This is a genomic window from Rhizobium subbaraonis, from assembly GCF_900220975.1.
In the GTDB taxonomy this organism is placed as follows: Bacteria; Pseudomonadota; Alphaproteobacteria; order Rhizobiales; family Rhizobiaceae; genus Mycoplana; species Mycoplana subbaraonis.
The window spans coordinates 53299-79711 of sequence record NZ_OBQD01000008.1; the positions used below are offsets into that span (position 1 = coordinate 53299).

Annotated in this window: 19 protein-coding genes; 9 read left to right on the forward strand and 10 right to left on the reverse strand. The window is 64.3% G+C overall.

Annotated features, from left to right (window positions below; all coding sequences use genetic code 11):
* Positions 1 to 89: 89 nt before the first annotated feature.
* On the reverse strand, positions 90 to 2327 hold the full coding sequence (locus CRO48_RS13440) for a transglycosylase domain-containing protein (protein ID WP_097140086.1): 2238 nt from the start codon (positions 2325 to 2327) through the stop codon (positions 90 to 92).
* Between the two features lie 305 nt (positions 2328 to 2632).
* On the opposite strand from CRO48_RS13440, the gene CRO48_RS13445 reads away from it, so the two are divergent.
* Entirely contained in the window at positions 2633 to 2845 is a 213-nt protein-coding gene (locus CRO48_RS13445) for a hypothetical protein (RefSeq protein ID WP_097140088.1), read from the forward strand.
* Between the two features lie 71 nt (positions 2846 to 2916).
* Here the strand turns inward: CRO48_RS13445 and CRO48_RS13450 are convergent, their stop codons facing one another.
* The 4 genes from CRO48_RS13450 to CRO48_RS13465 all read right to left on the reverse strand — a co-directional run bounded on the left by CRO48_RS13450 (position 2917) and on the right by CRO48_RS13465 (position 6584).
* Positions 2917 to 3393, reverse strand: a complete 477-nt coding sequence (locus tag CRO48_RS13450) for a BA14K family protein (RefSeq protein WP_097140090.1) — start codon at positions 3391 to 3393, stop codon at positions 2917 to 2919.
* Positions 3394 to 3474: 81 nt separating this feature from the next.
* Entirely contained in the window at positions 3475 to 4431 is a 957-nt protein-coding gene (locus CRO48_RS13455; RefSeq protein ID WP_097140091.1) for a lysylphosphatidylglycerol synthase transmembrane domain-containing protein, read from the reverse strand.
* A gap of 255 nt (positions 4432 to 4686) precedes the next feature.
* The gene (locus CRO48_RS13460; RefSeq protein ID WP_097140093.1) at positions 4687 to 6078 is read right to left on the reverse strand and encodes a dipeptidase; all 1392 of its coding nucleotides are present in this window, start codon (positions 6076 to 6078) and stop codon (positions 4687 to 4689) included.
* 77 nt (positions 6079 to 6155) lie between these two features.
* On the reverse strand, positions 6156 to 6584 hold the full coding sequence (locus tag CRO48_RS13465; protein ID WP_097140095.1) for a MarR family winged helix-turn-helix transcriptional regulator: 429 nt from the start codon (positions 6582 to 6584) through the stop codon (positions 6156 to 6158).
* A 398-nt stretch (positions 6585 to 6982) separates the two neighbouring features.
* Between CRO48_RS13465 and polA the strand changes: the two genes are divergently transcribed.
* The 3 genes from polA (at position 6983) to CRO48_RS13480 (ending at position 12466) form a co-directional block, all read left to right on the forward strand.
* Entirely contained in the window at positions 6983 to 9976 is a 2994-nt protein-coding gene (polA, locus tag CRO48_RS13470) for a DNA polymerase I (protein ID WP_097140097.1), read from the forward strand.
* Between the two features lie 173 nt (positions 9977 to 10149).
* Positions 10150 to 11379 (forward strand): glycosyltransferase family 4 protein, encoded by a 1230-nt coding sequence (locus CRO48_RS13475; RefSeq protein WP_097140099.1) that lies wholly within the window; start codon positions 10150 to 10152, stop codon positions 11377 to 11379.
* Positions 11380 to 11458: 79 nt separating this feature from the next.
* Positions 11459 to 12466 carry a glycoside hydrolase family 5 protein gene (locus tag CRO48_RS13480; RefSeq protein WP_245423521.1) on the forward strand — a complete coding sequence of 336 codons (1008 nt, stop codon included), beginning with the start codon at positions 11459 to 11461 and terminating at the stop codon, positions 12464 to 12466.
* 39 nt (positions 12467 to 12505) lie between these two features.
* Here the strand turns inward: CRO48_RS13480 and CRO48_RS13485 are convergent, their stop codons facing one another.
* Positions 12506 to 13807, reverse strand: a complete 1302-nt coding sequence (locus CRO48_RS13485; protein ID WP_097140103.1) for a UDP-phosphate alpha N-acetylglucosaminyltransferase — start codon at positions 13805 to 13807, stop codon at positions 12506 to 12508.
* A gap of 12 nt (positions 13808 to 13819) precedes the next feature.
* Positions 13820 to 15841 carry a GumC family protein gene (locus CRO48_RS13490; RefSeq protein ID WP_141402052.1) on the reverse strand — a complete coding sequence of 674 codons (2022 nt, stop codon included), beginning with the start codon at positions 15839 to 15841 and terminating at the stop codon, positions 13820 to 13822.
* A gap of 377 nt (positions 15842 to 16218) precedes the next feature.
* Between CRO48_RS13490 and CRO48_RS13495 the strand changes: the two genes are divergently transcribed.
* The 5 genes from CRO48_RS13495 to CRO48_RS13515 are packed head-to-tail and all read left to right on the forward strand — an operon-like array spanning position 16219 to position 22007.
* Positions 16219 to 16473 carry an acyl carrier protein gene (locus CRO48_RS13495; RefSeq protein WP_097140107.1) on the forward strand — a complete coding sequence of 85 codons (255 nt, stop codon included), beginning with the start codon at positions 16219 to 16221 and terminating at the stop codon, positions 16471 to 16473.
* Positions 16470 to 17642 carry an acyl-CoA dehydrogenase family protein gene (locus tag CRO48_RS13500; protein ID WP_097140109.1) on the forward strand — a complete coding sequence of 391 codons (1173 nt, stop codon included), beginning with the start codon at positions 16470 to 16472 and terminating at the stop codon, positions 17640 to 17642. Before CRO48_RS13495 ends, CRO48_RS13500 begins: the two co-directional genes overlap by 4 nt.
* Positions 17643 to 17648: 6 nt before the next feature.
* Positions 17649 to 18560: an amino acid--[acyl-carrier-protein] ligase gene (locus tag CRO48_RS13505; protein ID WP_097140111.1), complete on the forward strand. Its 912-nt coding sequence runs from the start codon at positions 17649 to 17651 to the stop codon at positions 18558 to 18560.
* Positions 18551 to 19537, forward strand: a complete 987-nt coding sequence (locus CRO48_RS13510; protein WP_097140493.1) for a DUF1839 family protein — start codon at positions 18551 to 18553, stop codon at positions 19535 to 19537. The genes CRO48_RS13505 and CRO48_RS13510 overlap by 10 nt, the downstream gene beginning before the upstream one ends.
* A 13-nt stretch (positions 19538 to 19550) precedes the next feature.
* On the forward strand, positions 19551 to 22007 hold the full coding sequence (locus tag CRO48_RS13515) for a glycoside hydrolase family 2 protein (protein WP_097140113.1): 2457 nt from the start codon (positions 19551 to 19553) through the stop codon (positions 22005 to 22007).
* A 46-nt stretch (positions 22008 to 22053) separates the two neighbouring features.
* On the opposite strand, the gene CRO48_RS13520 is transcribed toward CRO48_RS13515, so the two are convergent.
* The 3 genes from CRO48_RS13520 to CRO48_RS13530 are packed head-to-tail and all read right to left on the reverse strand — an operon-like array spanning position 22054 to position 26346.
* A complete protein-coding gene (locus CRO48_RS13520) occupies positions 22054 to 23856 on the reverse strand; it encodes an alpha/beta hydrolase family protein (protein WP_097140115.1) in 1803 nt (600 codons plus the stop codon).
* An 8-nt stretch (positions 23857 to 23864) separates the two neighbouring features.
* Positions 23865 to 25388, reverse strand: coding sequence for a lipopolysaccharide biosynthesis protein (locus CRO48_RS13525; protein WP_097140117.1), 1524 nt, complete (start codon positions 25386 to 25388; stop codon positions 23865 to 23867).
* Between the two features lie 49 nt (positions 25389 to 25437).
* Positions 25438 to 26346, reverse strand: coding sequence for a glycosyltransferase family 2 protein (locus CRO48_RS13530; protein ID WP_097140119.1), 909 nt, complete (start codon positions 26344 to 26346; stop codon positions 25438 to 25440).
* Between the last annotated feature and the right edge of the window lie 67 nt (positions 26347 to 26413).

The following is a 26413-nucleotide window of genomic DNA, read 5'->3' on the forward strand; positions in this document are numbered from 1 at the left end:
GCACGCGCGGCGGGTGCAAAATTAACGCCCGAAAGTGTCGGGAGGGACGTCGAAAATTCGCCTCCCTTTCGGGGCCCGGCTGCGAACGATCAGCCGCCCATCAGCACGTCGAGGAGCGTGGAGCGTCGGGTCTGCGGCTGTTGTTGCTGGCCGACATCGGCAGGCGGCACGGGCAACCCCACATCGTCGATCTGGCGATCCGGTATCGCAGCCGGCACCGCGTCGGGGCTGGTCTGCGTGCTGCTCGTGCCAAGCGCACGTGCCACCATTTCGGCCCAGGAATCCTGCCCTGCCGGGTCGGTGCCCGGGCCAACTGCCGCGACGGGGAGGTCGCCGCCGCCGAGGCCGAACAGTGGCGAGGGCGAAAGTCCCTCATGGGCGGCGGTCATGTAGCGGCTCCAGGCCTTGGCCGGCAGCCCGCCGCCGGTCACCTTCTTCATCGACTTGCCGTCGTCGTTGCCGAACCAGACGCCGGTCGTGAGGTTGCTGGTGTAGCCGACGAACAGCGCGTCGCGGAACGACTGGGTCGTGCCCGACTTGCCGGCGGCCTGCCATCCCGGAATATTGGCGTTCTTGCCTGTGCCGTGGGTTATCACGCCGACCATCATGCCGTTCATCATGGCGACGATTTCCGGCTGCAGCACCCGCGGTGGGTTGTCGTAGGTGTTCTCGTAGAGCACTTTGCCGGCAGCCGTTGAAATGCGGCGGATGATATGTGGCGTGGCCTTGTAGCCGCCGTTCATGAAGGGAGCGTATGCGGAGGTGAGTTCGACCAGCGAAACCTCGGAGGTGCCGAGCGCGATCGAGGCATTCGACTGCATCTCAGATTCGATCCCGAGCCGATGGGCCAGCTTGATCACCTGGTTGGGGCCGACCTCCATGACAAGCTGGGCGGCGATGGTATTGAGCGAATTGGCCAGAGCATCGGCGAGCGTCACCTCGCCGCGGTACTTCTGGTCGTAGTTCTCCGGCGTCCACTTGCCGATCCGCACCGGCGCGTCGTTGCGCACCGATTGCGGCGAGCGCCCCATTTCCAGCGCGGCGGCATAGACGAACGGCTTGAAGGCCGAACCCGGCTGGCGTTTCGCCTTTGAGGCGCGGTCGAACTGGCTTGTCGCGTAGTCGCGGCCGCCGACGAGGGCGCGGATGGCGCCGGTGCCGTCGATCGAGACGAGTGCCGCCTGCGAGGCGCCGAGCTTCTCGCCCTCAGCGTCGATGACCGCGGTAATGGCCTCGTCGGCCTTCTTCTCCAGGTCGAGGTCGATCGTCGTTTCGACAACGAGATCCTCGGTAATGTCACCGACGAGCTTCGGCACCTGGTCCATCACGAGATCGGCGGCATAGTGCTCGGCGCCCGACCAGTAGCTCTTCGCCCGCGTCGGCGGCTGCGACATCGCGGTCGTGATCTCGCCATCCGTGACGAAGCCGGCATCGCGCATCGCGCCGAGAACGACCTGCGCCCGCTCCTCGGCCGCTTCCGGATCGCGCGCCGGCGAGAGGCGTGAAGGCGCCTTCAGGAGACCTGCAAGCAGCGCCGCTTCACCGAGATTGACGTCGCGGGCGGACTTGCCGAAATAGCGCCGCGAGGCCGCCTCCACACCATAGGCATTGGAGCCGAAGAACACGCGGTTGAGGTACATCGCCAGGATTTCGTCCTTTGTGTACTTGTGCTCCAGCCAGAAGGCGAGCAACACCTCCTGGACCTTTCTTTCCATCGTCCGCTCGGGCGAAAGAAACAGGTTCTTGGCGAGCTGCTGCGTCAGCGTCGAGCCGCCCTGCACCATGCGCCCGGTCGTCAGGTTCGTGACCATCGCGCGGGCGAGGCCGAACGGATCGATGCCGAAATGCGAGTAGAAGCGGCGGTCTTCGATGGCGAGGACGGCCTGCGGGATATACGGCGACATCTGTTCCAGCGGCACCGCTTCCCCGCCCGTCGTGCCGCGATTGGCAATCACCGTTCCGTCCGTTGACGCGATCTTCACGTTCGGCGGCCTTGCGGGGATCGACCAGGTCGTCGCGCTCGGCATCTGCGCGCCGTAGTAGAGGACCAGCGCGCCGATACCCATGCCGCCCCATATGCCGAGCACGATGCACCAGTAGGCAAGGAAGCGAATGGGCGCGAAGATGCCCCCGCCGCTGCGCGTGCGACGCCGGGCAGGGCTCTTTCCGCGCGGCGCTGCTGCGGGCTTGCGCGCGCTCGCCTTCGCCTTGCGCTTGGAAGTTCTGGTCACGCGATCATCCTCGTCGATACGCAGATCGTCGTCTTCATGATCGTCTTCAACCTCGAATGAGGGCTCGATCCGTCCTGAGTTGCGCCGGCCTGCCATGCTGGGGGAAATGCGCCTTTCCTGCTTCGGCCGTGCGCGGCGAAAATCGCCGCGAGTGCCCTAAGGTCTTGATTTTGCGGACGCGCTGCGCCCGCAAACACACGGTGGTCGGTTGAACTGTAATTGCGGCGATTTAAGGGGTGGTTAAGGACGGTTTAACGGAGACATAGCCGTCTGGCCACATAGGTGAAACGCGTTGCCGGCCGTTCGCGCCGGGGCAGACAGTCTTCGGCCGCGCGACTTTGTGATTTCCACTTTCCGGAAGCCGCCGCTATTCTGCCGCCGCAACGAACAAGGAGACGATCATGAAACGCATCCTCGTAATCGCTTGCGCGCTCGGCCTGTCCGCTCCCATGGCTTTCGCCGACTGCGCCTATCACAAAAACACAAGTGCCTCTGCCGATGTCGACAAGACCACGACGACGGCAAGCATCTCGCAGCAATCGAGGCCCGCATCCGATGAAGTCGTGCTCCTGAAGAAGGGCGACGCTTCTGCACAGCAGAAAATCGCGGAATAGCAGGCAAGGCGCAGTGATGCCTTCACCGGCGAAAAAAGGGAAGGGCGGCCTTGGCGCCGCCCTTTGTCATTTCAATAGTAGGGCGACAGGCACTGCTGGCGCGGGCCGCCATAGGGTTGGAACGTGTTGTCGTAAGCCCGGTAGGAGCGATAGCGCGCCGAACACCATTCGAAGTGACGGGGATTGATGCCGCCCTCCTCGACGTAGCGTGGCTGGCTTGCGATCGCACCGCCGATGATCGCGCCGGCGCCGAAGGCCGCGAGCGGATACCAGTAGCCGTCGTCATAGCGGCGATAGCCATCGCGATAGTAGGGATAGCCGCGGTAACCGCGATAATACCCGCCACCACCATAGTAGCGGTTGCCGCCGCGATAATACCGGCCGCCGTCGCGATAGCCGCGTCGGACGTAGTAGTCGACGGCCTCGACATCGGTCGGGACCGTGACGCCGGTGCGGGGCATCGAGGCGGCTTCGGCTGGCAGCAGGCCGGTGGCAAGCGTGGCCGCGGAAAGCGCGGCAACCATCAGGCCCGTGACGATCTTCTTCATCTTCTTACTCCCGAAAGCCAATCTGGATTCTAAGACGGTCGCCATCATGCGGCTATTCGGCTGAATGCAGGATGAACCGGATCAGCCGCCTGTATTTGTCTTCTCCTCGCGCTTTGACTGGGTGTAGCGCGCGTGTTCGAACGCCAAGACGGCAGCCAGACCCAGCACGAACGGAATGATCAGGTAGAGGATGCGGAACACCGCGAGCGCGGCGAGCACGTCCACCGGGCTGAGCTCGGGCAGGCCGGCGATGAAGATCAGTTCGAGTACGCCGATTCCGCCCGGCGCATGCGACAGGAGAGCGGCCGAGAACGAGGCGAGGAAGATGCCCAGCACCACGAGATAGCCGGGATTGCCGGCTTCCGGCAGCACGAAATAGATGATGGCTGCGGCCGCGAGTAGCTCCACCGGCGCGATCAGCAGTTGCCGAAAAGCGATCGAGGGGCGCGGGTATTCGAGTTTAAGCCAGCGGGTCCGGATCGGACGGAATCCGACCAGGCTGCCGATGACATAGAGCGAAACGAGCGCCAGGATCAGGACGCCTGTCGAGAACGCCGCCTCGACCGGAAGTACCTCCGATACCCGCTCGATGATTTCCGGCTCGATGATCAGCACGAGGCCCATGAGGACAGCGGTTCCGAGCGCGAAGGTGAAGGAACAGAAGGCGACGAGTACGCCCACCTCGCTTGCCGAAAGCCCCTTGGAGGAATAGGCGCGGTAGCGCACGACAGCGCCGGAAAAGACCGAGGCGCCGATATTGTGGGCCAGCGCATAAGCCGTGAAAGAGGCGACGGTAATGAACCAGAGCGATATGCGACGGCCCAGGTGCTCCAGCGCCAGGTGGTCGTAGGCAGCGAGCGCGGCATAGGCGGCAATCGTCGCAAGCGCTGCCAGTATCCAGCCGGAAGGCGGAATGGCCAGCAGGCTTTCCCGGAATTCGTGGAACGAAAGGCCCCTGAGGTCGTGGTAGAGGATCCAGAGCGAAAATACGATTGCGGCTGCGCCGATGAGCGGCCAGAAAAACTTATTGAGCTTCATGCGCCCGGCGCCCGTCCGCAGCGGCTACCGTCCTTCCAGGACTGCTCCGATTGCGGACGATGTGCGCGATTGTCAGTCATGCCGTGCTTCCCCTTGGCCTCTTTTCCTCCGCAACGCTGGCCGTGCGGACCTGCCCTCGCTTTCGGAACTATCGGAGCAGGTTAAACACATGGAATAGGCAGGACAATGATTCGCAATGCCGCATGCGCCCGGGATACGCAATCGTGATCGCTCCCGGGCTATCGACGGCAGCGCTCAGCGGGCGCCGAGTGCGGCGAGAATGCGCACCCACGAACGGATGCCCTTTTCGAAGGACCGCAGTTCATACTTCTCGTTCGGCGAATGGATCCGGTCGTCCGACAGTCCGAAGCCGACGAGAAGCGATTCCATGCCGAGCATCCGCTGGAAATCGCCGACGATCGGGATGGACCCGCCCATGCCGATCATCACGGCAGGCTTGGGCCACTCCTGCGAAAGGGCATCCTTCGCCTTGTTCAGAAGCGGCGAATCATAGGGCAGCTGGATTGCCGGAGAGCCGCCATGGGCGTGGAAGCTGACGGAGCAGTCCGCCGGGATCTTCGATCGCACATAGGCGCGGAACGCATCGCGGATCTTTGCCGGATCCTGCTTGCCGACGAGCCGGAACGAAACCTTCGCCGACGCCTGGGCAGCGATCACCGTCTTGAAGCCGTCGCCGGTATAGCCGCCGAGGATGCCGTTGACCTCTGCCGTCGGCCGCGCCCAGGTCAGCTCGAGCACGGAACGGTTCTTCTCGCCGGCGGGAACCGAGAGGCCGATTTCGCCCAGGAACTTGTCCGCCGTCTGCCCGAGCTTGTCCCAGGAGGCCTTGATGTTTTCAGGCGTCTCCTCGACGCCGTCATAAAACCCTTCGAGCGTTACGCGTCCGTCCGCGTCATGGAGGCCTGCCAGGATCTCGGCGAGGATATGGATCGGATTGGCCGCCGCCCCCCCGAAGTATCCGGAGTGAAGGTCGCGGTCGGCCGCCTTGACGACGATCTCCTCGCCGACGAGCCCGCGCAGGCCCGCCGAGATCGCAGGCGTCTCCGCATCCCACATGTTGGTATCGCAAACGAGGGCGAAATCCGCTTTCAGCTCGGCAGCGTTGGCTTCCAGGAAGGGTTTAAGCGAAGGCGAACCGGACTCTTCCTCTCCCTCGAACAGGATGGTCACCTTGCAGGGCAGGGCGCCGATCGTCTCCTTGTAGGCGCGGCAGGCTTCGACGAAGGTCATCAGCTGGCCCTTGTCGTCGGACGTGCCGCGGCCCGTGATGATCCGGCGGCCACCGGCGATGTCGCGCACTGCCGGATCGAAGGGATCGTGTTCCCAAAGTTCCAGCGGATCGACGGGCTGAACGTCGTAGTGCCCATAGAAGAGGACATGCGGCGCATCCGCCGTGGCGCCGTCATGATGGGCGACCACCATCGGGTGGCCGGCGGTGTCGCGAACCGTGGCATCGAACCCCAGCGAGCGCAGTTCGTTCACCAGCCATTCGGCCCCGCGCTGTACCTCTGCCTTATAGGCGGGATCGGTGGAGATGGACTTGATGCGGACGAGGTCGAACAGGCGCTCAAGGGCGGCCGGAACGCTCGCTGCTGCATGATCGAGGACGGGAAGCAGGTTGGTCATGGTCGAATCCTTCTTTTCGACCGGACATTAGCGATTGTGACCGTTCCAAGAAAGGCCGTGCGTTCTCAAGAACGCGCTCAGCGCGCGATATTGGCGATCATCATGCGCATGTACTCCAGAAGCAGTTCCCTCTCGAACCTGCGGAACCCGCGAAACAGCTCACTCTCGGCGTCTTCCGCGGCGGCCAGGGCCTCAGCGCGCATCGCCTGCCCACGTTCGCTCAGATGGATCAGCTGCGCGCGCTTGTCGTTTGGATGCGGCGATCGCGTGATCAGCCCGTCGCGCTCCATGCGTGCGAGGGTATTGGCCATCGTAGCCTGCTCAATGTCGAGGCGATCCAGCAGTTGCCGCTGGGTCAGGCCGTCGCCGGCCCACAGTTCCAGAAGCACCGGCAGCTGCCCCGGCGCAAAACCGGACTGCCTGGCGCGGGCCTGCAACGCACGCGCGGCCTCCTTTGCCAGCAACCCGGCAAGATAAGCGGCCGATTCCCTCCGGTCGAACACCATTCGAGAAGGCTATGCCGGATTTCGATTCCGGGCAATCGGGGGCACTTGTCGGTTGGGAGCGAAATCGCCACCTGCTCCGGAATGACAAAAGCCGCTGCAGGCGGGAGGTAACGCCTGCAGCGGCTTCTGCAAATTGTGGACAAAGGCCCGGAGAGGGGGATAAGGCCTTTGTCCTCTGGTCTGGCGCGGCGGGGGACAGGCCGGGATGCCAGACCACGGCTTTATCAGGTGCCGATGAGTATCATTTGGTCCCCGGATTGTGGCTTTTCAAGGGACTTGCACGCCGGCGAAAATTACAAATCGGTAACGTTTGTGTGAGTCTCAAAGCGGTTTGGCTGGCCCTGCCCAACTGCAATGGACGATGGACGCGGGAAGCGGCGCGCGCTATCCATTCGCCCATGAAAAATGGTGATCATCTCTTCCTCGTCGACGGCTCCGGATTCATCTTTCGGGCCTTTCATGCGATCCCGCCGCTGAACCGGAAATCGGACGGTCTGCCGGTCAACGCCGTGTCGGGCTTCTGCAACATGTTGTGGAAGCTGCTCAAGGATGCGCGCAACACCGATGTCGGCGTCACGCCCACCCATTTCGCCGTCATCTTCGACTATTCCTCGAAGACCTTCCGCAACGCGCTCTACGATCAATACAAGGCGAACCGCACCGCCCCGCCGGAAGACCTGATCCCGCAGTTCGGCCTGATCCGCCACGCAACGCGTGCCTTCAACCTTCCCTGCATCGAGAAGGAGGGCTACGAGGCCGACGACCTGATCGCCACCTATGCGCGGCTCGCCGAGGCAGCCGGCGCCGACGTCACGATCGTCTCCTCGGACAAGGATCTGATGCAGCTCGTAACGTCGAAAGTGTCGATGTACGACAGCATGAAGGACAAGCAGATCGCGATACCCGAAGTGATCGAGAAATGGGGGGTGACGCCGGACAAGATGATCGACCTGCAGGCGATGACCGGCGATTCGACCGACAACGTCCCGGGCATCCCCGGTATCGGTCCAAAGACGGCGGCCCAGCTCCTGGAGGAATACGGCGATCTCGACACGCTGCTGGCGCGCGCGGAGGAAATCAAGCAGCAGAAGCGGCGCGAGAATATCATCGCGAACCGCGCCCAGGCGCTGTTGTCGCGCGAACTCGTGACCCTGAAGACGGACACGCCGCTCGATGTGCCGCTCGATGATCTCGTGCTCGAAGCGCAGGACGGGCCGAAGCTGATTGCCTTCCTCAAGGCGATGGAGTTCACCACGTTGACGCGGCGGGTAGCCGAGGCGTGCGATTGCGATGCTTCGGCGATCGATGCAGCCGTCGTGCCTGTCGATTGGGGGGCGGAGGCCCACGGTCCCGACCTCGACAAGGGTGAGGCCGGCGGCGCCAGCCCCATGTCCGGTTCGCTCGCGGAGAGTGCTGCCGAGGCGGCTGAGACCCTCCTGCCGAGTGCTTCGGCCAACGGACATGAACCCGCCACACTCGCGAAATCGAGGGCCGCGCTTTTTTCCGGCAAGCCGATCGATCATTCTTCCTATGTGACGATCCGCGACCTCGCGACGCTCGACCGCTGGATCGCGGACGCGCGCGAAACCGGCCTCGTCGCCTTCGACACGGAGACGACATCGCTGGATGCCATGCAGGCCGAGCTTTGCGGCTTCTCGCTGGCAATCGCCGACAATGCGACGGATCCCACCGGTATCGCCATCCGGGCCGCCTACGTTCCGCTGCTGCACAAGGCCGGCGCCGGCGATCTTCTTGGCGGCGGGCTCGTGGACGGGCAGATACCGATGCGCGACGCACTTGTGCGGCTGAAGGACCTGCTTGAGGATCCCGCAATCCTCAAGGTCGCGCAGAACCTGAAATACGACTATCTCGTCATGAAGCGCCACGGCATCACCGTCCAGAGCTTCGACGACACCATGCTGATGTCCTACGCGCTCGATGCGGGGGCGGGAACGCATGGCATGGATGCGCTGTCGGAGCGCTGGCTCGGCCACAAGCCGATCGCCTACAAGGATGTCGCTGGCAGCGGCAAGGGCGCCCAGACCTTCGACATGGTCGATATCGACCGGGCGACGGCCTACGCGGCGGAGGACGCCGACGTCACGCTTCGTCTGTGGCACGTGTTGAAGCCGCGGCTGCCGGCTGAACGGATGACGGCGGTCTACGAGCGCCTGGAGCGGCCGCTCGTGCCGGTGCTCGCGCACATGGAAGAGCGTGGCATCACCATTGATCGACAGATCCTCGCCCGCCTCTCCGGTGACCTCGCCCAGGGTGCAGCCGCGCTGGAGGACGAGATCTACGAACTTGCAGGCGAGCGTTTCACGATCGGCTCGCCCAAGCAGCTGGGCGACATCCTGTTCGGAAAGATGGGCCTGCCCGGCGGTTCGAAGACGAAGACGGGGCAATGGTCGACCTCCGCACAGGTGCTGGAAGACCTGGCGGCCCAAGGCATTCCCTTGCCGCGCAAGATCGTCGACTGGCGTCAGCTGACCAAGCTTAAGTCGACCTATACCGATGCGCTGCCAGGCTTCGTCCATCCCGACACCCGGCGTGTGCACACCTCATACGCGCTCGCAGCGACCACCACCGGTCGTCTGTCATCGTCAGATCCGAACTTGCAGAACATCCCCGTGCGAACGGCCGAAGGACGCAAGATCCGCACCGCCTTCATCGCCTCCCCCGGCCACAAGCTGGTATCGGCCGACTACAGCCAGATCGAACTGCGGGTGCTTGCGCATGTTGCCGACATTCCGCAGTTGAAGCAGGCCTTCGCGGACGGCGTCGACATTCACGCCATGACGGCATCCGAGATGTTCGGCGTACCGGTGAAGGACATGCCCGCCGAAGTGCGCCGCCGCGCCAAGGCGATCAATTTCGGCATCATCTACGGCATCTCGGCCTTCGGGCTCGCCAATCAGCTGTCGATCGAGCGGTCGGAAGCGGGCGACTACATCAAGCGCTACTTCGAGCGCTTTCCCGGCATCAGGGACTATATGGATTCCACCAAGGCCTTCGCCCGTGGCAACGGCTATGTCGAAACGATCTTCGGCCGCCGGGCGCACTATCCCGAGATCAAGTCGTCCAACCCTTCCGTGCGGGCCTTCAACGAACGGGCCGCCATCAATGCTCCGATACAGGGTTCGGCTGCGGACATCATCCGCCGGGCGATGGTCAAGATGGAGCCCGCACTCGCCGAGAGCGGGCTTTCCGCCGTCCGCATGCTGTTGCAGGTACATGACGAGCTCATCTTCGAGGTGGAGGATGGGGACGTCGAGCGTGCGATCCCGGTCATCGTCGGCGTGATGGAAAACGCTTCGATGCCGGCAGTATCGATGAAGGTGCCGCTGAAGGTCGACGCACGCGCCGCACTGAACTGGGACGAGGCGCATTGAGCGGTCGCGGCCAATATCGAGGGTACAACTGTTGCGGGTCCATTTACCACGTGCCGACGTTCGACGTCAGTACGGCACAACAATGTTTGCGCCTTAACGCCGCCTTAATCGCTTGATGCGCTTCTGCAGGTGGCTTGTGGGGCGCGCGGCGCCTGAAACGTGCGGGTGACGGGATGGACGCGGCGCGGCAAGGTAGTCTTTCTGCAGATTTCGAGCGGCGCGCGCCGCTGGTGGTGCAGGTCGTGCGCCAGTACGCGCCGAGCCGCGGCGGGCTGGAGGATGTCGTCGTCAACCTGTCGCGTCAGTTGCAAAGCCGTGGCTATCGGGTCCGCGTCGTGACGCTCGACCGCGTCTTCACCGCCCTGGACCGCAAGCTGCCCGCAAGGGAAACGATCGACGGTATCGAGGTCGTTCGCATTCCCTTTCGCGGCAGCACCCGTTACCCCATCGCCCCGGAGGTCTTTCGCCACCTCAAGGACGCGGATCTCGTCCATGTCCACGCGATCGACTTCTTCTTCGACGCGCTGGCATGGGGCAAGGTCCTGCACGGCAAGCCGCTCGTGGCGACCACGCATGGCGGCTTCTTTCATACGTCGAGATATGCGGCGATCAAGCGCATCTGGTTCAATGTTGCGACTCGTCTGTCGGCACTTGCCTATCGAAGGGTGATCGGTTGCAGCGCGCAGGATACGCGCCTGTTCCGCAAGATCGCCGGGCGCCGCACGGTCGAGATTGGCAACGGCGCCGATGTCGCCAAATTCCATGATGCCGGTGCGACGGAGCCGCTGCGCAGGATCGTCACCATCGGACGCTTTTCGTCCAACAAGCGCCTGGACCGTCTTCTGGATGCCCTGTCGCAGTTGATCGTCCACGAGCCTGACTGGCGTCTCTTCATCGTCGGCGTGCCCGGCGAGGTCAGCGAGACGGAACTGAGGGCGATGATCGCCGAGCGCAACCTCGACAACTATGTCGAAGTGCTTATCGGGCTCTCGAATGAAGGAATCAGGAATACGCTGTCCGGCTGCTCGCTCTTCGCGTCGGCTTCCGAATATGAGGGCTTCGGGCTCGTGGCCGTGGAGGCGATGAGCGCCGGTCTGATGCCGCTGCTCCATCCCAATCAGGCCTATACTGATCTCGCCGGAAGCCATCCCGAAGTGCGGCTTTGCGATTTTCAGGACGCGGAAGAGGCCGCAGGCACCATCCACGCCGCCTTCCTGGGGCTGGCGCGCGACGTCGCCGGCTACCGGACCGGAGCGATGCGGGCGGCAAATGGCTATTCCTGGGACAAGGTTGCCGGGCGTTATGCCGAGATCTATACCGAAATACTCGGAACTGTCGCGCCGGCCGCACGGGTCGCGCCGGCGAAGGGCGTTGAAGGCAATGGGGTTGCGGCCGATGGCTGAGTGCCGACCTGAGCGTAAAGGCTTGCTTGCGACCCGGCCCGGCAAACCGATGGCGGCCCGTGTTGTTGGAGCTCTGCTGATGGCCATTCTCCTGCCGCTCGAAGTCTCCGCCGCCTGCCTGCGGGGGGTGAACTTCGCCGGTGCCGAGTTCGGCGATCCTCCCGGCGTCTACGGCAAGGACTACATCTACCCGAGCGACGAGACGATCCGCTATTTTGCCGGCAAAGGATTTAACGGCGCCCGCCTGCCGTTCCGCTGGGAGCGGCTTCAGCCGAAGCTCGGCAGGGCGTTTGCGATGGGTGAACGCAGACGGCTTCACGATGCGGTCAAGCGGTTGAAGGCGGCCGGCTTCACCGTCGTTCTCGATCCGCACAACTATGCGTACTATCAGGGCCAGCAGATCGGTTCCGCCGACGTGCCGATAGCGGCCTTCGCCGATTTCTGGCACCGGCTGGCCACGGAGTTCAAGAACGATCCCGCGGTGCAGTTCGGCCTGATGAACGAACCGCACGACATCGCTGCTACAGATTGGCTGACGGCCGCGAATGCCGCGATCGCCGCCATCCGTTCGGCTGGCGCCACGAATCTCGTCTACGTTCCGGGAACCATCTGGACGGGTGCGCACAGCTGGGAGCGCGACAATCCCGGCGGATCGAATGCGACCGTCATGCTGGGTATCGAGGATCCGGAAAGGAACTTCGCCTACGAGGTTCACCAATACCTCGACAATGACTTCTCCGGCACGCACGAGACCTGCGAGGCTGCCGATGCGGCGGTTTCGGCTCTGGAGCGCTTCACCGCATGGCTGCGCGAAAACGGCAAGCGGGGCTTCCTCGGCGAGTTTGGCGCGCCTGCGAAGACCGAGTGCCTCACCGCCCTTTCCCGGATGACCGCCGTTGTCGACGGCTCGCCCGATGTCTGGACCGGCTGGACCTACTGGGCGGCCGGCGACTGGTGGCCCGAGAACGAGGCGCTCAACATCCAGCCCACCAAGGAAGGCGATCGCCTGCAGCTGCGGGCACTGGAGTACGGCGGCAGCATCCCCGCGCCCAAGGACGCATGTCCTGCCTTGGGTGAATCCCGCTAACGATCAGGCCTTTGTGAAAGTTCTGCGTGATCCTGTCTGCTATGCGGACAGGGGCGTGGCCGCGCGTGATTGTCCTGATCGCGGCCCATCGGCCCGGCGGTAGGCGCTGGCGGTGCCGACGAGAAACCACATCAGCGCTCCGGTCTTGATCGAATAGAAGCTGTCGCTGATCAGCATCAGAAGCAGCAGATAGATGATCATCATCGAGTGGAAACGCCATCCACGCGCATCCGCCATCGGGGCATAGACGAACAGGCTCCACAGCGCGACGAAACCGAAGATGCCAAACGCCGTCAGCGAGTAGCTGATGCCGGAATCGGCCGTAAAGGCGTTGGTCGTCTCCCAGCCCAGCACGACGCCGAGATCGAGCTGCGTGAGGATGTGCGCAGTGACCGCAAATCGGCCAGCAACGTCGTTCGGCCCGCCCCCCGAAACCGACGTGATGCCATAGATCGCCAGAACTGCGAGCAGGAAGAACGGCATGACCACCCAGACGAGGCGCGGAATGAAAGAGTAAAATGGATAGAGTAGGGTGATGAGGATGCAGGTGTACAGGCCGAAGCGGGCGTCGGCGAGCGCGACGACGGTGAAGGCGAGCAGGAACACGACCCAGCGCAGCCTGAATTCCCGGCCGCGAAAAAGAGCCCAGGCGTAGATGATGGCGCCGAAGTTGCCCATCGAGACCGGCTCGAGGAAGACGGAGGAGACGCGATGCTGCCCGAGGAAGGGCAGGATGGTGCGTGCCTCCGGCCGCTGCCCGGAGATGAACAGGCCCTTTGTCTGCCCGAAGACCTGATCCAGCGTCACGGTGCCGCGCGCCAGATAGTAGCCGATCACGTTGAAGTATTCGAGGAACGTCGGCAGGAACAGATACTCGAACAGTCCGAAGCCGACGACGATCAGGCCGCTCGCCAGCACGAGCCTGTCTGCCAGCTTCACATCCGCAATCCGCGTCGCCAGGAAATAGAAGGCGAGCGGAATGAGAATGTCGCGCACGGCCTTCGGATTGACCTGACCGCCGCGCAGCATGAACAGAAACACCATGTAGCTGACGAACAGCCCGAAGATGACGTAAAATGCCGACTTGCGGGTCATCGCCGCGAGAACGGTGCAGCCCACGATCGCAAGCTCGGCCATGATGACGTGGCGGTCGGCCGTTCCCATGATGCGGGTGTTGACGAAGCAGAGGATGGCGTTGAACACCAGCCCGCCAAGAACGGTTGCAGTCGCCACCTTCCGTAGAATATCCGGGGCGTCGGTATCGCCTACAGGGATTGCCGCGCCGCGCCGGCTGCGCGTCGGGTAGCGGGAACCGTAGCCAAGCGATCCGGTGTGCGACATCGGCAAGCCCCGCTACCGGCCGCCGCCGGCGAGAAGCACGCAGCCGAGCAGCTTGTCGCGCCAGGGACCGATCTCGGCCATCAGCGCGTCCAGCGCGTCGTTGTCTGCGGTTTCCGGCGACGCAACGATGACGATCCCGTCTGCCTGCTTGAGTACGGTCGGAATGACGGCTTCCGCCTGGGTTCCGCAGCAGTCGACGATCGTGAAGTCGATGGCCTCGACTTGCGGCGCTGTGCTGATGCGCGACGACGACAGGGCTGCGAGACGTCGCAATCCGCCGGAGCCTATGCGCTCCACCTGCAGGATGTTCTCCAGTTCCTGGCCGCTGGGCCTTACGCCATCGGTCCTGACTTTCACAGACCAGGACTGCCGGCTTGCCGAGCCGAGGCCCGAGCGAAGCGCGCCGTTGGCGAGAAGAACCACTTCGCCGGCGGCATGAAGGTCGCGCGCGACGTCTCCGGCAAGGCCGTTGCTGGCGCCGCCTGCAGGTGCAAGAAAGGCCACCGTGACCGGCCGGGTGGTTGCGAATTCGGCCTGCAGCAGCTGCGAAAGGCGATGAATGCCGGTATCGCGCGCAAGCGCTGCAGGTGCGGCGGGCCTGGCAAAGGGCAGGCGCTGCACGAGCTGATCGATCCGTCCGGGATGCGGCGGTCCGGCGGGAGCGACCGTCGAAAGGATTGGGGTGCCGGTCTTGGTCACGAGCCGTCGCTCGAGCCGCTTGGCGCCGCCAAAGAGTTCACGGGCGACGGCGAGTGCTGCCCCGGCGGCTGAGCCGAACAGGACGGCCGCGATCAGCACCAGGAGTTTCGGCGCCTGGACGGGCTTGTCCGACGGCACCGCCTCGGAAATGATGCGAGAGTTGCCGCTGCCTAGATCCTGCTGCCTGCTGAGCTCCTCCGACCGCGTCAGGAAGGCCTTGTAGACGGCGTCGATGGCCTGGGCCTCGCTGACGAGCTGCACGAGTTGGAACCGGAGCCTGCCGTTGTCCTTTGTCGAGGCCGCCTGATCGTCGAAACGCGTTTCGAGGGAGGCGAGGTTGGCCTTGGCACGCTCGTAGGTATTCGCCGATAGTTCACGGACGCGCTGCAGCTCGATTTCGATCGCATTACGGATGCTGGCGATCTGCGAGCGGATGGCGCGCATCTGCGGATGGTCGTTGCCGAGGTTGGCGGAAAGTTCGGCCTGGCGGTCGAGCGCCTGGGAGTAGCGACTGCGAAGGCCGGACAGCGCGCCGGAATTGAGCGTCTCGGGAATGGCACCGGCTTCGACGTTCGACACGTTGAGCTGCCGCGCCTGTTCGTACGCCGTCCTCTGCTGTTCGACCTGCTGGCGGGCGGCGAGCAACTGCTGGTTCAGCCCGACGAGCTGCTGGTCGGTGATCAGCCCCTGGTCGCCTATGCTGATCATTCCGTTCTCGGACCGGAAGTTCTCCACCGCCTCCTGTGCGTCGAGGACGCGCTGGCGCAATTCCTCCGCCTGCTCGGCGATGGTGCGGGTCGTGCGCAGGTTCACGTCGAGGCGTGCCTTGTCGGCTATCGCGATGTAGCTCTCGGAGATCGCGTTGGCGATCTTGGCGGCCATCTCGCTGTTGCCGTGCTTGACGGTGACGGTGAACACATAGCTGTCGCCATTGCGCTCGACGCTGAGATTTTCGAGCAGCGAGTTGATCACGCCGTCGACGGTCGCAGCTTCCGCCGTCGTTTGCCCGAGCAGTCTCGATGCAAGACCGACGCGATTGAAATAGGGGTCTTTCGTCAGGTCCAGCTTCCTGACCACTTCGCGCAGCACGTCGCGCGACTGGATCAGGTAGACCTGGCTGCCGATTACCTGCTGCGTGTTCGTGCCGCCGCCGGTGTCGGTGCCGACCACCGGTCCCCGCCCCGTATCGACGAAGAGTTCGGCCGTGGAGCGGAAGAACGGTTTCTGGGTGAAGACGAACACCATTCCGAACATGACGCATGCCAGTGCGGCGAGGATGACGTAGTGGATCCTCTTCCTCACGATGCCCGGCAACTGAAAAATGTCGATGTCCATCAAATGACCAAGGCCCGTATGGGACGGGCAACGCCTATTCCAACGATTGCACGCGTGTCCGGCGGCCGATATCGCCCGCAGGATCGTCCTCAACCTCTCAGATTATGGTTAACAAGTGATCAACCGTTTGCGGCAAAGGCACCATGCTCATCGCCGCGCGCAAAATGAATCATATTGGAAATACGATGCTTTTCGGGGCGGAGCGGCCGGAGACGGAAGCTGCGCCATGTCGCGGATCGACCATCGCGGCGTTTTCATGGAAATTTATCCATGTCCTTTCAGGCCATCTTATCTCTCCCTCGTGTATGCCTCTGGTTGAACTGGCAAGGTGCGCGGCATCGTGCGCCGGCCGCAAAGAACACGCGGGAGAAAATGTCATGAAACAGAAAATCCGTGAACTGCTCGCCAAGCATGGCGGTTTGCCGGTCGCAGTGGACCAGGTTGCCGACAATGCCGATCTCTATGCTGCGGGCATGTCGTCCTTCGCGTCCGTGCAGATCATGCTGGCGATCGAGGAAGCGTTCGACCTCGAGTTCCCTGACAGCCTTCTCAACCGCAAGTCGTTCCAGAGCATCGACGCCATCGCGAAAACCGTCGAAGGTCTCACGGGCAGCGCGGAGGCCGCCGAATGAACATGTCGACCGGCGCAGGTCTGGCGGAGCGAGCCGCGCGCGTGGCCGCCGTGGCCGAGGCGCACGCCGATGATGTCGATGCAAAGGGCCGCTTTCCGAAGGAGGCGGTCGATGCGATGCGGGCGGAACGCCTGCTGTCGATCCAGATTTCGCCAGGTCTCGGCGGCGAAGGCGCGTCGATTTCCGATATCGCCGAGCTCTGCTCGCTCATCGGCCAGGCCTGTGCGGCGTCGGCCATGGTCTTCGCCATGCACCAGATCAAGGCTTCGAGCCTCGTCTCGCATGGCGAGGACGCGGACTGGCATCGCGCGTTCATGCGTCGCATCTCCGACGAGCAGCTGCTGCTGGCATCGGCCACAACCGAGGGTGGGATCGGCGGCAACCTCCGCAACAGCATCTGCGCCATCGCGGTCGAGGGCGACCGCTGCCGGCTGGAGAAGGACGCGACCGTCATCTCCTACGGTGCCTACGCCGATGCAATCCTGATCACCTCGCGCAGCCATCCGGATGCCGCTTCCACCGACCAGGTGATGACGGTATTCACCAGGGACCAGTACACGCTCGAGCGCACCCATGTCTGGGACACGCTCGGCATGCGTGGCACCTGCTCTGACGGCTATCTCTTCAAGGGCGAGGCGCCGGCAACCCAGATCCTGCCCAAGCCGTTTGCGGAGATCGCGGCGCAGTCGATGCTGGCGACCTCGCACCTGCTGTGGAGCGCGGTCTGGTACGGGATCGCCGTCAACGCCGTGGCCCGCGCGCAGGCTTTCGTGCGCGCTGCGGCGCGCAGGAGCCCCGGTCAGACGCCGCCGGGCGCGCTGCGGCTCGCCGAAGCCTCAAGCCTGTTGCAGATGTTGAAATCGAATGTCGTCGAGGGCCTGCGGGAATTCGAGGCGGCAAAGGCAGATCCTGACCGGCTCTCGTCGATGGGTTTTGCCGTCGCCATGAACAATCTCAAGATCGGCTCGTCGGAAACGATCCTGACGATCATCAATCACGCCATGCTGATCTGCGGGATCATGGGCTACAAGAACGGTACCCCCTTCAGCCTCGGGCGCCATTTGCGCGACGCGCATTCGGCCCAGCTGATGATCTCCAACGATCGCATTCTCGGCAATACGTCCAATCTCCTGCTTGTCCATAAGCAGGACACCAGTCTCGTGGGGTGAAGCACGATGGATATGCAGACCTCGTTTCTCGACCGGCTTTTCGATGCCGGCCTTCTGATCGAAACCGGCGTTGAGGGCCTCTACGGCCGCAGCGGCCAGTTCGAGGACGTGATCACAGCCTTCGAGCGCCTGATCGATCGCTTTGGCGGCGCTGATGGCGCCGAGGCCATGCGCTTTCCGCCGGGCATGAACCGCGCCTTCTTCGAAAAGAGCGGCTACATGAAGAGCTTCCCGCAGCTGGCGGGCACCGTGCATTCCTTCTGCGGCAACGAACTCGACCACATGAGCCTGCTGCAGTGCATGGAGGTCGGCGAGGAGGACTGGACGAAGGACCAGAAGGCGACCGATATCGTCCTGACGCCCGCCGCCTGCTATCCGCTTTATCCGACGATCGCACGGCGTGGACTCATTCCGGCGAAGGGCGCGCTCTACGATCTCCAATCCTACTGCTTCCGGCATGAGCCATCGCAGGATCCGGCGCGCCAGCAGCTGTTCCGCATGCGCGAATATGTCTGCATGGGGACGGAGACGCACGTCACCGATTTCCGCCAGTCCTGGATGGACCGCGGTGTGCAGATGATGAAGGACGTCGGCCTCGAGGTGACCATCGATGTCGCCAACGATCCCTTCTTCGGGCGGGCCGGCAGGATGCTGGCCAACAACCAGCGCGACCAGAACCTGAAGTTCGAGCTCCTGATCCCGATCACCTCGGTCGCCAAGCCCACCGCCTGCATGAGCTTTAACTACCATCAGGACGCGTTCGGCTCGAAATGGGGGCTGATGATGGAGGACGGCAGCGTGGCGCACACCGCCTGCGTCGGCTTCGGCCTGGAGCGCATCGCGCTGGCGTTGTTCCACACCCACGGCCTCGACGTCGCCGACTGGCCGGAAAACGTCCGCAAGACCCTCTGGGGCTGACCTTGCAGGCACCGAGCGTCTTTCCGGGCCTGGATCCCGCCAACCACCGGCCGCACGCGCTTCACGACCAGGAGCGCATGTGGCCGGAAACCAACTGCTATGTCGATCTCTGGATCGAAGTCCTCCACGCGCTGGGGCTCTCGCCCGAAGCCATGCTCGGCTTCACCCTGACGCAGGATTTCGAGGGCGACCAGTTCACCTTCTTCAAGGTCCCTCTGGAAGATCTCGAGGCGCTGTACGGCATTCGCTGTACGGAGCTTGCGGTCTATGACCGGGTGGAGCGGCATGTCGCCGAGCAGATCGGCCGCGGCCGGCTCTGCCTCGTCGAGATGGATAGCTTTTACATGCCCGATACGCGCGGTGTCGGCTACCGGCAGGAGCATGGCAAAACGACAGTTGCAATCAACCGGCTCGACCTTGAAGGCCGGGTACTGGACTATTTCCACAACGCCGGTTTCTTCCGTCTGGAGGGCGAGGATTTCGACGGGCTTTTCCAGATGAACGCATCCGCCGATGCGCTGCCGTTCCTGCCCTATACCGAATTTGCCAAGTTTCCTTCGTCCTATCCATCCGAAGCGGACCTGCTTGCGGCTGCCCATCGCCTTTTGCGCTTTCATTTCGCGCGCCGGCCCCGAGAAAATCCGATCGCCGCCTTTGCCGGCGTTTTCCCGGGACAGGTGCAAGCGGTGGCCGAGCGCCCGTTCGGCTTCTTCCACAAATACGCCTTCAACACGCTACGCCAGGTCGGCGCCAACTTCGAACTTGCGGCAAGCCATCTCGACTGGCTCGCAGCAGACGGTTCGCTGGCGCCGGCATCGGACGCCGCTCGCCGGATTTCCGAAGTTGCGAAGTCAGTTCAGTTCCAGCTTGCCCGCGCCGTGACGCGCAAGCGGTTCGAGCCGCTCGCAACTGCACTGGACCCGGCCGTCGAAGCCTGGGAGGAGCTGATGCAGGTGCTCTCCCGGCACATCGGTTAACCGGAGCGGCAGGATGGGCGATCATAGACGCGAGCACGGCACGAAGCTCGACAGCGGCTGGCGCCTATGCCTGACGCCGCCTGGCGCGTGGTCTGCCCCCTCAATGCGTACCGCAGAGACGGCCGCTTTTGACGCCCCTGTTCCCGGAACCGTTGCTGGCGCGCTGGAGCGGGCCGGGTTGTTCGATCGGACGGACCCTGAGCCCTTGATCGACCGGGACGCCTGGTATTTCCTCGACATTGCAGGCGGCGCACCGGGCCCGGCCGTCCTTGCCCTCGATGGCCTGGCGACCATCGCGGAGGTCTACTGGAACGGCGAGAGGACGCTCTCTACGCGGTCCATGTTCGTCGCCCACGAGATCGCCGTGACCGTGAGCGGCGATGATCGTCTTGCCATCTGCTTCCGCGCCCTGGCGCCGCATCTCGAACGACGCGGCCCGCGCGCCCGCTGGCGCCCGCAGATGATCGTGCCGCAGGGCCTGCGCCTCGTGCGGACCACGCTGCTCGGTCACATGCCGGGCTGGTGCCCGTCGGTACAGGCTGTAGGCCCGTACCGGCCGGTGCGGCTAAGGCGACCGCAGGAAGCCAAGTTCGAGGATGTGCAGATCCGTGCCGCTCTAGATGATGAGGGAAACGGACATCTTCACGTCTCGTTGCGGGCGGGCGATCGCTCTGTCCCCCCGGAACTCTGCTGTGCCGGTTTTCGCGCGACGATGGAGCGGATGCCGGATGGCCGCTGGTCGGGTGACTTGGCCATGGCGGACGTCGAGCCCTGGTGGCCGCACACGCATGGAAAGCCCGTCCTGCATGCGGTCGAAGTCCGTGTCGCAGGAGACCGGCAGGTGATCGGGCGCACGGGCTTTCGCCGACTTCATGTCGATCGCGGCCCGGAAGGCTCGGGCTTCTCTCTGCAGGTGAACGGCGTTCCCGTCTTCTGCCGCGGCGCGGTGTGGACGACGGCCGACATCGTCGATCTGCCGGGCGACCGGGAACGATACGCACCGTTGCTTCGCCTGGCGAGAGAAGCGGGCATGAACATGCTGCGCATCGGCGGCACGATGACCTATGAGGCGAAGGCGTTCTTCGACCTTTGCGATGAGCTCGGCATTCTCGTCTGGCAGGATTTCATGCTGGCGAACTTCGACTACCCCGCTGCCGATCCGGAGTTCTGCGATCTCCTGCGCGAGGAGGCGAAGCAACTGCTGAGCCGGCTGTCCGCTTCGCCGTCGCTGGCTGTTCTCTGCGGCGGAAGCGAGATGTTCCAGCAGGCGGCGATGCTGGGCCTTCCGAAGGCCAGCTGGAGCGGTGCGCTGACCGACAATCTTCTGCCGGAAGTGGCGCAAGCGTTGCGTCCGGACGTGCCCTACGTTGCCAATTCCCCCTTTGGCGGCGCCATGCCGTTCTCGCCCGATGCCGGGGTTACCCACTACTATGGCGTCGGAGCCTATTCCCGGCCGCTGGAGGATGCGCGCCGGGCCGGTGTGCGCTTCGCCGCCGAATCGCTCGCCTTCGCCCATGTGCCGGAGCAGGCCACGCTGGATGCGCATCTGCCCGTTCCCTCGGTCCACGATCCACGCTGGAAGGCGCGCGTCCCTCGCGACCGCGGTGCTTCCTGGGATTTCGAGGACGTGCGGGACCATTATCTCGGCCTGCTCTATGACTGCGATCCCGCGCGCCTGCGTCGTGAGAATCCGGCTCGTTATCTCGATCTCTCGCGGGCGGTCAGCGGCGAGGTGATGGAGGCGACATTTGCCGAGTGGCGTCGCCCGCAATCGACCTGCAAGGGCGCGCTGGTCTGGACCCTGCAGGATCTGCTGCCGGGCGCCGGCTGGGGCGTGATCGACGCCACCGGCCTGCCCAAGCCGGCGTGGCATGCACTTCGGCGCGCGTTCCGGCCGGTGCAGCTTCTGCTGTCCGATGAGGGGACGAACGGGCTGGACCTGCATGTCCTGAATGACACCGACGCGGAGCGCCGGTTCGTTCTGGAGATCGCCTGCCTGCGCGACGGCCGCCAGCCGGTGGTATCCGGGCGCTGCGAGCTTTCGCTGGATCCACGCAAGGCTACGACGATGGCCGCGACCGATCTGTTCGGCGCCTTCTTCGACACGACCTATGCCTTCCGCTTCGGTCCGCCCGCGCATGACGTCACGGTCGCTGTCCTGCGCGATCGCGAAACGGCGTCCCCTGTCGCAGAGGCTTTCCATTTCCCGCAAGGACGTGCCAGCGCGCTGCATCCGGCAACGGCGACAGTCGTGCTCGAGGAGATCGACGGACGCTGGCTGTTGCAGATTTCGTCGGACCGGCTCCTCCAGTCCGTGCATATCGATTGCCCAGGATTTTTGCCGTCCGATAACTGGTTCCATCTCGCGCCGGGCACGCCACGCGCAATTTGCCTGACCGGGACCGGCGGGCTGGAGCGCCCGACGGGCGAGGTCGGTGCACTGAATCTGCCCGGCACTTTGTCGTTCTAGTTTCAAGGACGCCGCCAGAAACTGAGGCTGGAAGGCTTCGCCGGCGCTATTTCGCCGCCGCGAGCGCCATTTCGAGGATATGCCGCCGCAGAAAGGTTTTCGCGTCCGGTGGAGACATGTTGTGGTCTGCGCCCTGCACGATCTCGACGGTGACGCCCGGATAGGCCTTGATGCCCGTCCCGTCCGCGCCGAAATAGGCGTGGTAGCGTTCCAGTCCGACGTCGGTTTCGCTGTAGATCAGCCGCATCGGAACGTGCCGCTCCGAAAGTCTGCCAAAAGACGCATGCACCGCATGCCTCAGCCGGCCGAATTTCGACAGCCGCCAGAAGATGCTAGGTGCCGAGCGTGCGACGCGGCTGCCAAGCTGGCGGCATATGTTGCCAGCCGCCCGCCGGATGTCGATCTCGCCGGAGGCCAGCCGCCTGAACGTGTCCGCACGCAGGGCCCGCTTGCGGTAATCGCCAAGGGAACGCGGGTTGTAGCGCAGCGCCTCCTCGACGTTCTCGTCCTCGTCCCACACGAAAGTGAACGGATTGACGGCAACGACGCCGAGGCAACGCTCTTCCTCCAGTGCGCTGCGGAAGGCGAGATAGGCCCCGCTACAGCGCCCGGCGAGCACGGCAGGCCCGAGCCCGCGTCCGCCAAGAAGGTCGAAGGCCGCACGCACGTCGTCCTGCTGGCCGGCGGAAAAGAGCACCTGCCCCGGAGCGTCGGCAACCGGCGGACTGTCGCCGACATTGGCCGCGTCGAAGCGCAGGGACACGACGCCGTTTGAGGCCAGGTACCGCGCGGTTTCCACGGTGGAGCGCGCCCAGCCAGCCTGCCGGTCGTAGGCCGTACCGAGAAGCACGACCGCGGCGCCACGCCGCTCACCCTTCGGCAGGCAGAGCGTCCCGAACAGCCGGTGCCGGGGCCCGAAGCGGATCGGCTCCTCGCAGAATTCGTCGCCCTCCACGATTGTCGGAGCGGGGGGCATTGCAGGATGGACGGCGGTGCCTGTGTCCGCGGCCAGCGAGGCGACCCAGGCGGCAACGGCGGTCGCCACCGCCTCCGGCTGCCTTGCGATGGTGGGATTCGACACGAGATCGTCGTAGCCGTCATAGTCGCGGCGGGTCACGGTCGCACCGAGGCTCTCCAGCCGATCGGCGAACGCAGCTTCGTTGTCCCGCGCGGCACGATGAACGACGAGCACGGACCGGGCCGGGATCGCCTCGATGGCCTGAATGCTGAGACCCCGGACGGCGGCTGCGATCTCCCCCGGCATGACCAGCCCGGCGATCGACACTTTTGCGGCAATGCGCTGTTCGTCGCTCAGTCCGAGGCCGTCATCGACCATTTTCGACCAGGCGGCGAGTTCGCGCAGGTAGAAACGGCCGCTGATGACGGGTGCCATCAGGACGGCACCTTCGACGGGACCGAGACTGCCGGCATTCAGGGCGGCAAAGGTCGCACCAAGTCCATGCCCGACGAGGATCAGTCGGGAAGCGCCGGAAAGCCGGCGAAGCTCGGCCGCGGCCGCCTCGATCGCCGCCTCCCATACCGGAAGACCACCGGGAAATTCCATGTCGTCGGGCGCGTCGCCGGTGCCGGGGTAGTCGAAACGCAGGCTGGAAACCCCTGACGCGGCAAAGCGCTCGGCGAGATCGCGCCAGAGCTTGCGCGTGCACATTTCCTCGAAACCCCAGGGGCTGAGGAAGAGCACCGCGCAATCCGACGGCGCCGTCCCCGCCATTGCGGGTGTGTAGTGCCCGACCGTCCTGCTGAAGGATACGGGCATCGAAGCCGAACCCGGCTCCCAGGATAGTGTATCGAAGCTGTCGGCGGTTTCCTCTTTCGTGACGTAAAGCATCTGGCAAGTCACTCCGCGGGAGCATTCGCCTTCGCCCCGGCGACGAAGGACAAGCCGCGTCGAAGCGGGGCAAGGCGGGCGGACGATCGCGAGAGCACCATGTCGAGAACATGTGCATCCGCCGGATCGACCGCGCGCAGGAGGCGCAGGGCTGCGGCATATCCCAGCGCGCCGGCGAGAACACCCGCCGCCAGCCCTGCAAAACCGCGGACGATGTCGGTCACGGCGAAGGCCGCGAGAGCGCAGACTGCCGCAGCTGCCGCCACCTTGCCGACCGTCAGCGCAAGCCTGGGCGACATGTCGGCGCTCTTCATGCTGCGAAGGAGGAGGACGCAGATCAGCAGGAAGACGCCGCCGCGCACCAGCGCACCACCTGCGCCCCCGAACTGCGGAATGACGGCGATGCAGCCGATGAGCATGGCCAGAGCGCCGATGCCCGTCGTCACCAGCCTGATGCCGATGCGATCCATGGAGTAGAGGTACTGCGTCGTCAGCTGGCTGAAGACGAAGGCCGGCGAGCCGGCGGCGAGGATCGCGACAATGAGACCGCTCGGCCTGAAACTCTCCCCGTAGATCGTCACGACGAGCGGTTCGGCGATGGCGGCAAGGCCGAAGCAGAGCGGAAAGGTGATGTAGGCGAAGCTGCGCGTGACGGCGGCGAAGATGCCGGCCGGCAGGACGCCGTCGGAGCCTTCACGGCTATGGACATAGAACGGCAGCAGGCTGCCCGTCAGTTGCACCGGCAGTTGCAGCGCCAGATTGGCAAGCGACAGCGCCACGGCGTAGAAGCCAACGTCCTCCAGGCTCCGAAACTGCTGGAGAAAGAAGAGCTCGGGCCGGTTCAGGAACACCGCGCTCAGGACGAATTCGAAGAACAGGACGGCCGACGACGATATCAGCGCCTTCGGGGCAAAGCCGGCGCTGTTGCGCGGCGCCAGCACAATCCCGAGCGCAAAGGCAAAGGGTGCGGCCTGACCGGCGATATAGCCAAGCAACGCGCCTTCCACGCCCCAGCCGACGGCGCCAGCGATGACGAGAACGAGTTGCAGGATCGACGAAACAACCGTGATGCGGAAGAAGGCGGAAACCCGCTGCTCGCCGAGCAGATAGTTCTTGGTCAGCGCCCCGATCGACTGCACGAAGAGAAGCGCGCCTGTAAGGATGACGATGCTTTCCGGTGTGCCGATCACCGCTTCGCGCTCGGCTTCCCACGAAACGGACGCATAGAGGATCACGAGCAGGACGGTGGAGACAAGGACTGGCAAGGCGATATAGGCGGCGAAACCGCGCCGGTCCTGGGTGCCAAGGCCACGCGCCTTCAGCTGCGGAAGGCAGCGCATCAAGAGCACACCGGTTCCCAGTTCGGCGACGAGCGCGCCGGTCGTGGCGACCCAGAGCGCAAAGGCGACGGTACCGTTCGCCTCGGGCCCTAGCAGGCGGGCGATGGCGATCGAGCAGGCAAAGCCGGTCACGAGCAGCAGCATTCCCGCCGCCGCGTTCGTGATCGAATTCGACATGATGCCCTTGCTCATCGCGCCTTGCTACCTGCCCTGACAGCCCCGCCGGCTCCGGGGGGGAAAACTAGCGCTCATACGTTAAAATATCCTGCGCCGGCCGCACGACGCCGGCCGCCGTCCGCCAGCCGTCCCAGCGGCCGATCAGGATTTGCTGCGAGCGGCGCGCCATGTCTGGCCTGAGCGTTAGCGCATAGATCGCCATTCCGGCGATCGGTCGCAGGAGGCGCGGCAGAAAACCGGCGGCACCGAAGCGATGCTTGCGCATCACATAGCCAAGGCCGGCGCTGTAGCGGCGGATCTTGGCGATGTTCTCGGGCACGGTCTGGTCGCAGCCATCCTCCGGGTGGTGGCCGAAAAGGGAGGGATCGTAGTACCCCCTCTCGCCGCGTTCGATGAGCGTCAGGGCCAGGTCCTGGATCTCGTATGCCCCCCATGGCGTGCCCGAGCCGGGGCCGATCTTCTCATCGAACCCGCCGGCCGCGGCAAAAGCGCTTCGCCGCACGAGGAGCATCCACTCGATCAGTGTCGTCCAGACGTTGCTGCGGTCGATTGTGGTCGCTTCGGTGTCGAACTGGCCCATGATGGTGGCACCGGCGGCATTGGTAGCCCGGCCGCAATAGAAGTCGGCGGGCATCCGGTCCGTCAGGCGGAAATACCGTTCCAGCAGGTCGGCCGGATACCAGCAGTCGTCGTCCGGAAACATCAACCATTCGCCGCGCGCCTGGGCCGCGCCGAGGTTTCGGGCACGGCAGACGCCCTTCTTTGCGGTCTTCAGGTGGACGATCTCGAGCGTCCGAGAGAACGGCACGATCACGTCCAGCAGACGGTCATCCTCGTTCTGATCGACCACGATCACCTCGAAATCACGTCCGCTCTGCGCCGCCAGCGACCGAAACAGACGCGACAGTTCATTGGTGCGGCCAAGCGTGGCCACCACGAGGGAGAGGCGGAATGATCGTTCGTTCGGCGTCATATCGACCTTGAGGACGGAGGCCGCTACCGGCAGGTCGCGGATATGGCCGCGACATTATCCGGACGAG

Coding starts and splice junctions, on each gene's coding strand:
- CRO48_RS13440 (WP_097140086.1), bottom strand. CDS start 2,327: ATGGCAGGCCGGCGCAACTCAGGACGGATCGAGCCCTCATTCGAGGTT.
- CRO48_RS13445 (WP_097140088.1), top strand. CDS start 2,633: ATGAAACGCATCCTCGTAATCGCTTGCGCGCTCGGCCTGTCCGCTCCC.
- CRO48_RS13450 (WP_097140090.1), bottom strand. CDS start 3,393: ATGAAGAAGATCGTCACGGGCCTGATGGTTGCCGCGCTTTCCGCGGCC.
- CRO48_RS13455 (WP_097140091.1), bottom strand. CDS start 4,431: ATGAAGCTCAATAAGTTTTTCTGGCCGCTCATCGGCGCAGCCGCAATC.
- CRO48_RS13460 (WP_097140093.1), bottom strand. CDS start 6,078: ATGACCAACCTGCTTCCCGTCCTCGATCATGCAGCAGCGAGCGTTCCG.
- CRO48_RS13465 (WP_097140095.1), bottom strand. CDS start 6,584: ATGGTGTTCGACCGGAGGGAATCGGCCGCTTATCTTGCCGGGTTGCTG.
- polA (WP_097140097.1), top strand. CDS start 6,983: ATGAAAAATGGTGATCATCTCTTCCTCGTCGACGGCTCCGGATTCATC.
- CRO48_RS13475 (WP_097140099.1), top strand. CDS start 10,150: ATGGACGCGGCGCGGCAAGGTAGTCTTTCTGCAGATTTCGAGCGGCGC.
- CRO48_RS13480 (WP_245423521.1), top strand. CDS start 11,459: ATGGCCATTCTCCTGCCGCTCGAAGTCTCCGCCGCCTGCCTGCGGGGG.
- CRO48_RS13485 (WP_097140103.1), bottom strand. CDS start 13,807: ATGTCGCACACCGGATCGCTTGGCTACGGTTCCCGCTACCCGACGCGC.
- CRO48_RS13490 (WP_141402052.1), bottom strand. CDS start 15,841: ATGGACATCGACATTTTTCAGTTGCCGGGCATCGTGAGGAAGAGGATC.
- CRO48_RS13495 (WP_097140107.1), top strand. CDS start 16,219: ATGAAACAGAAAATCCGTGAACTGCTCGCCAAGCATGGCGGTTTGCCG.
- CRO48_RS13500 (WP_097140109.1), top strand. CDS start 16,470: ATGAACATGTCGACCGGCGCAGGTCTGGCGGAGCGAGCCGCGCGCGTG.
- CRO48_RS13505 (WP_097140111.1), top strand. CDS start 17,649: ATGGATATGCAGACCTCGTTTCTCGACCGGCTTTTCGATGCCGGCCTT.
- CRO48_RS13515 (WP_097140113.1), top strand. CDS start 19,551: ATGGGCGATCATAGACGCGAGCACGGCACGAAGCTCGACAGCGGCTGG.
- CRO48_RS13520 (WP_097140115.1), bottom strand. CDS start 23,856: ATGCTTTACGTCACGAAAGAGGAAACCGCCGACAGCTTCGATACACTA.
- CRO48_RS13525 (WP_097140117.1), bottom strand. CDS start 25,388: ATGAGCAAGGGCATCATGTCGAATTCGATCACGAACGCGGCGGCGGGA.
- CRO48_RS13530 (WP_097140119.1), bottom strand. CDS start 26,346: ATGACGCCGAACGAACGATCATTCCGCCTCTCCCTCGTGGTGGCCACG.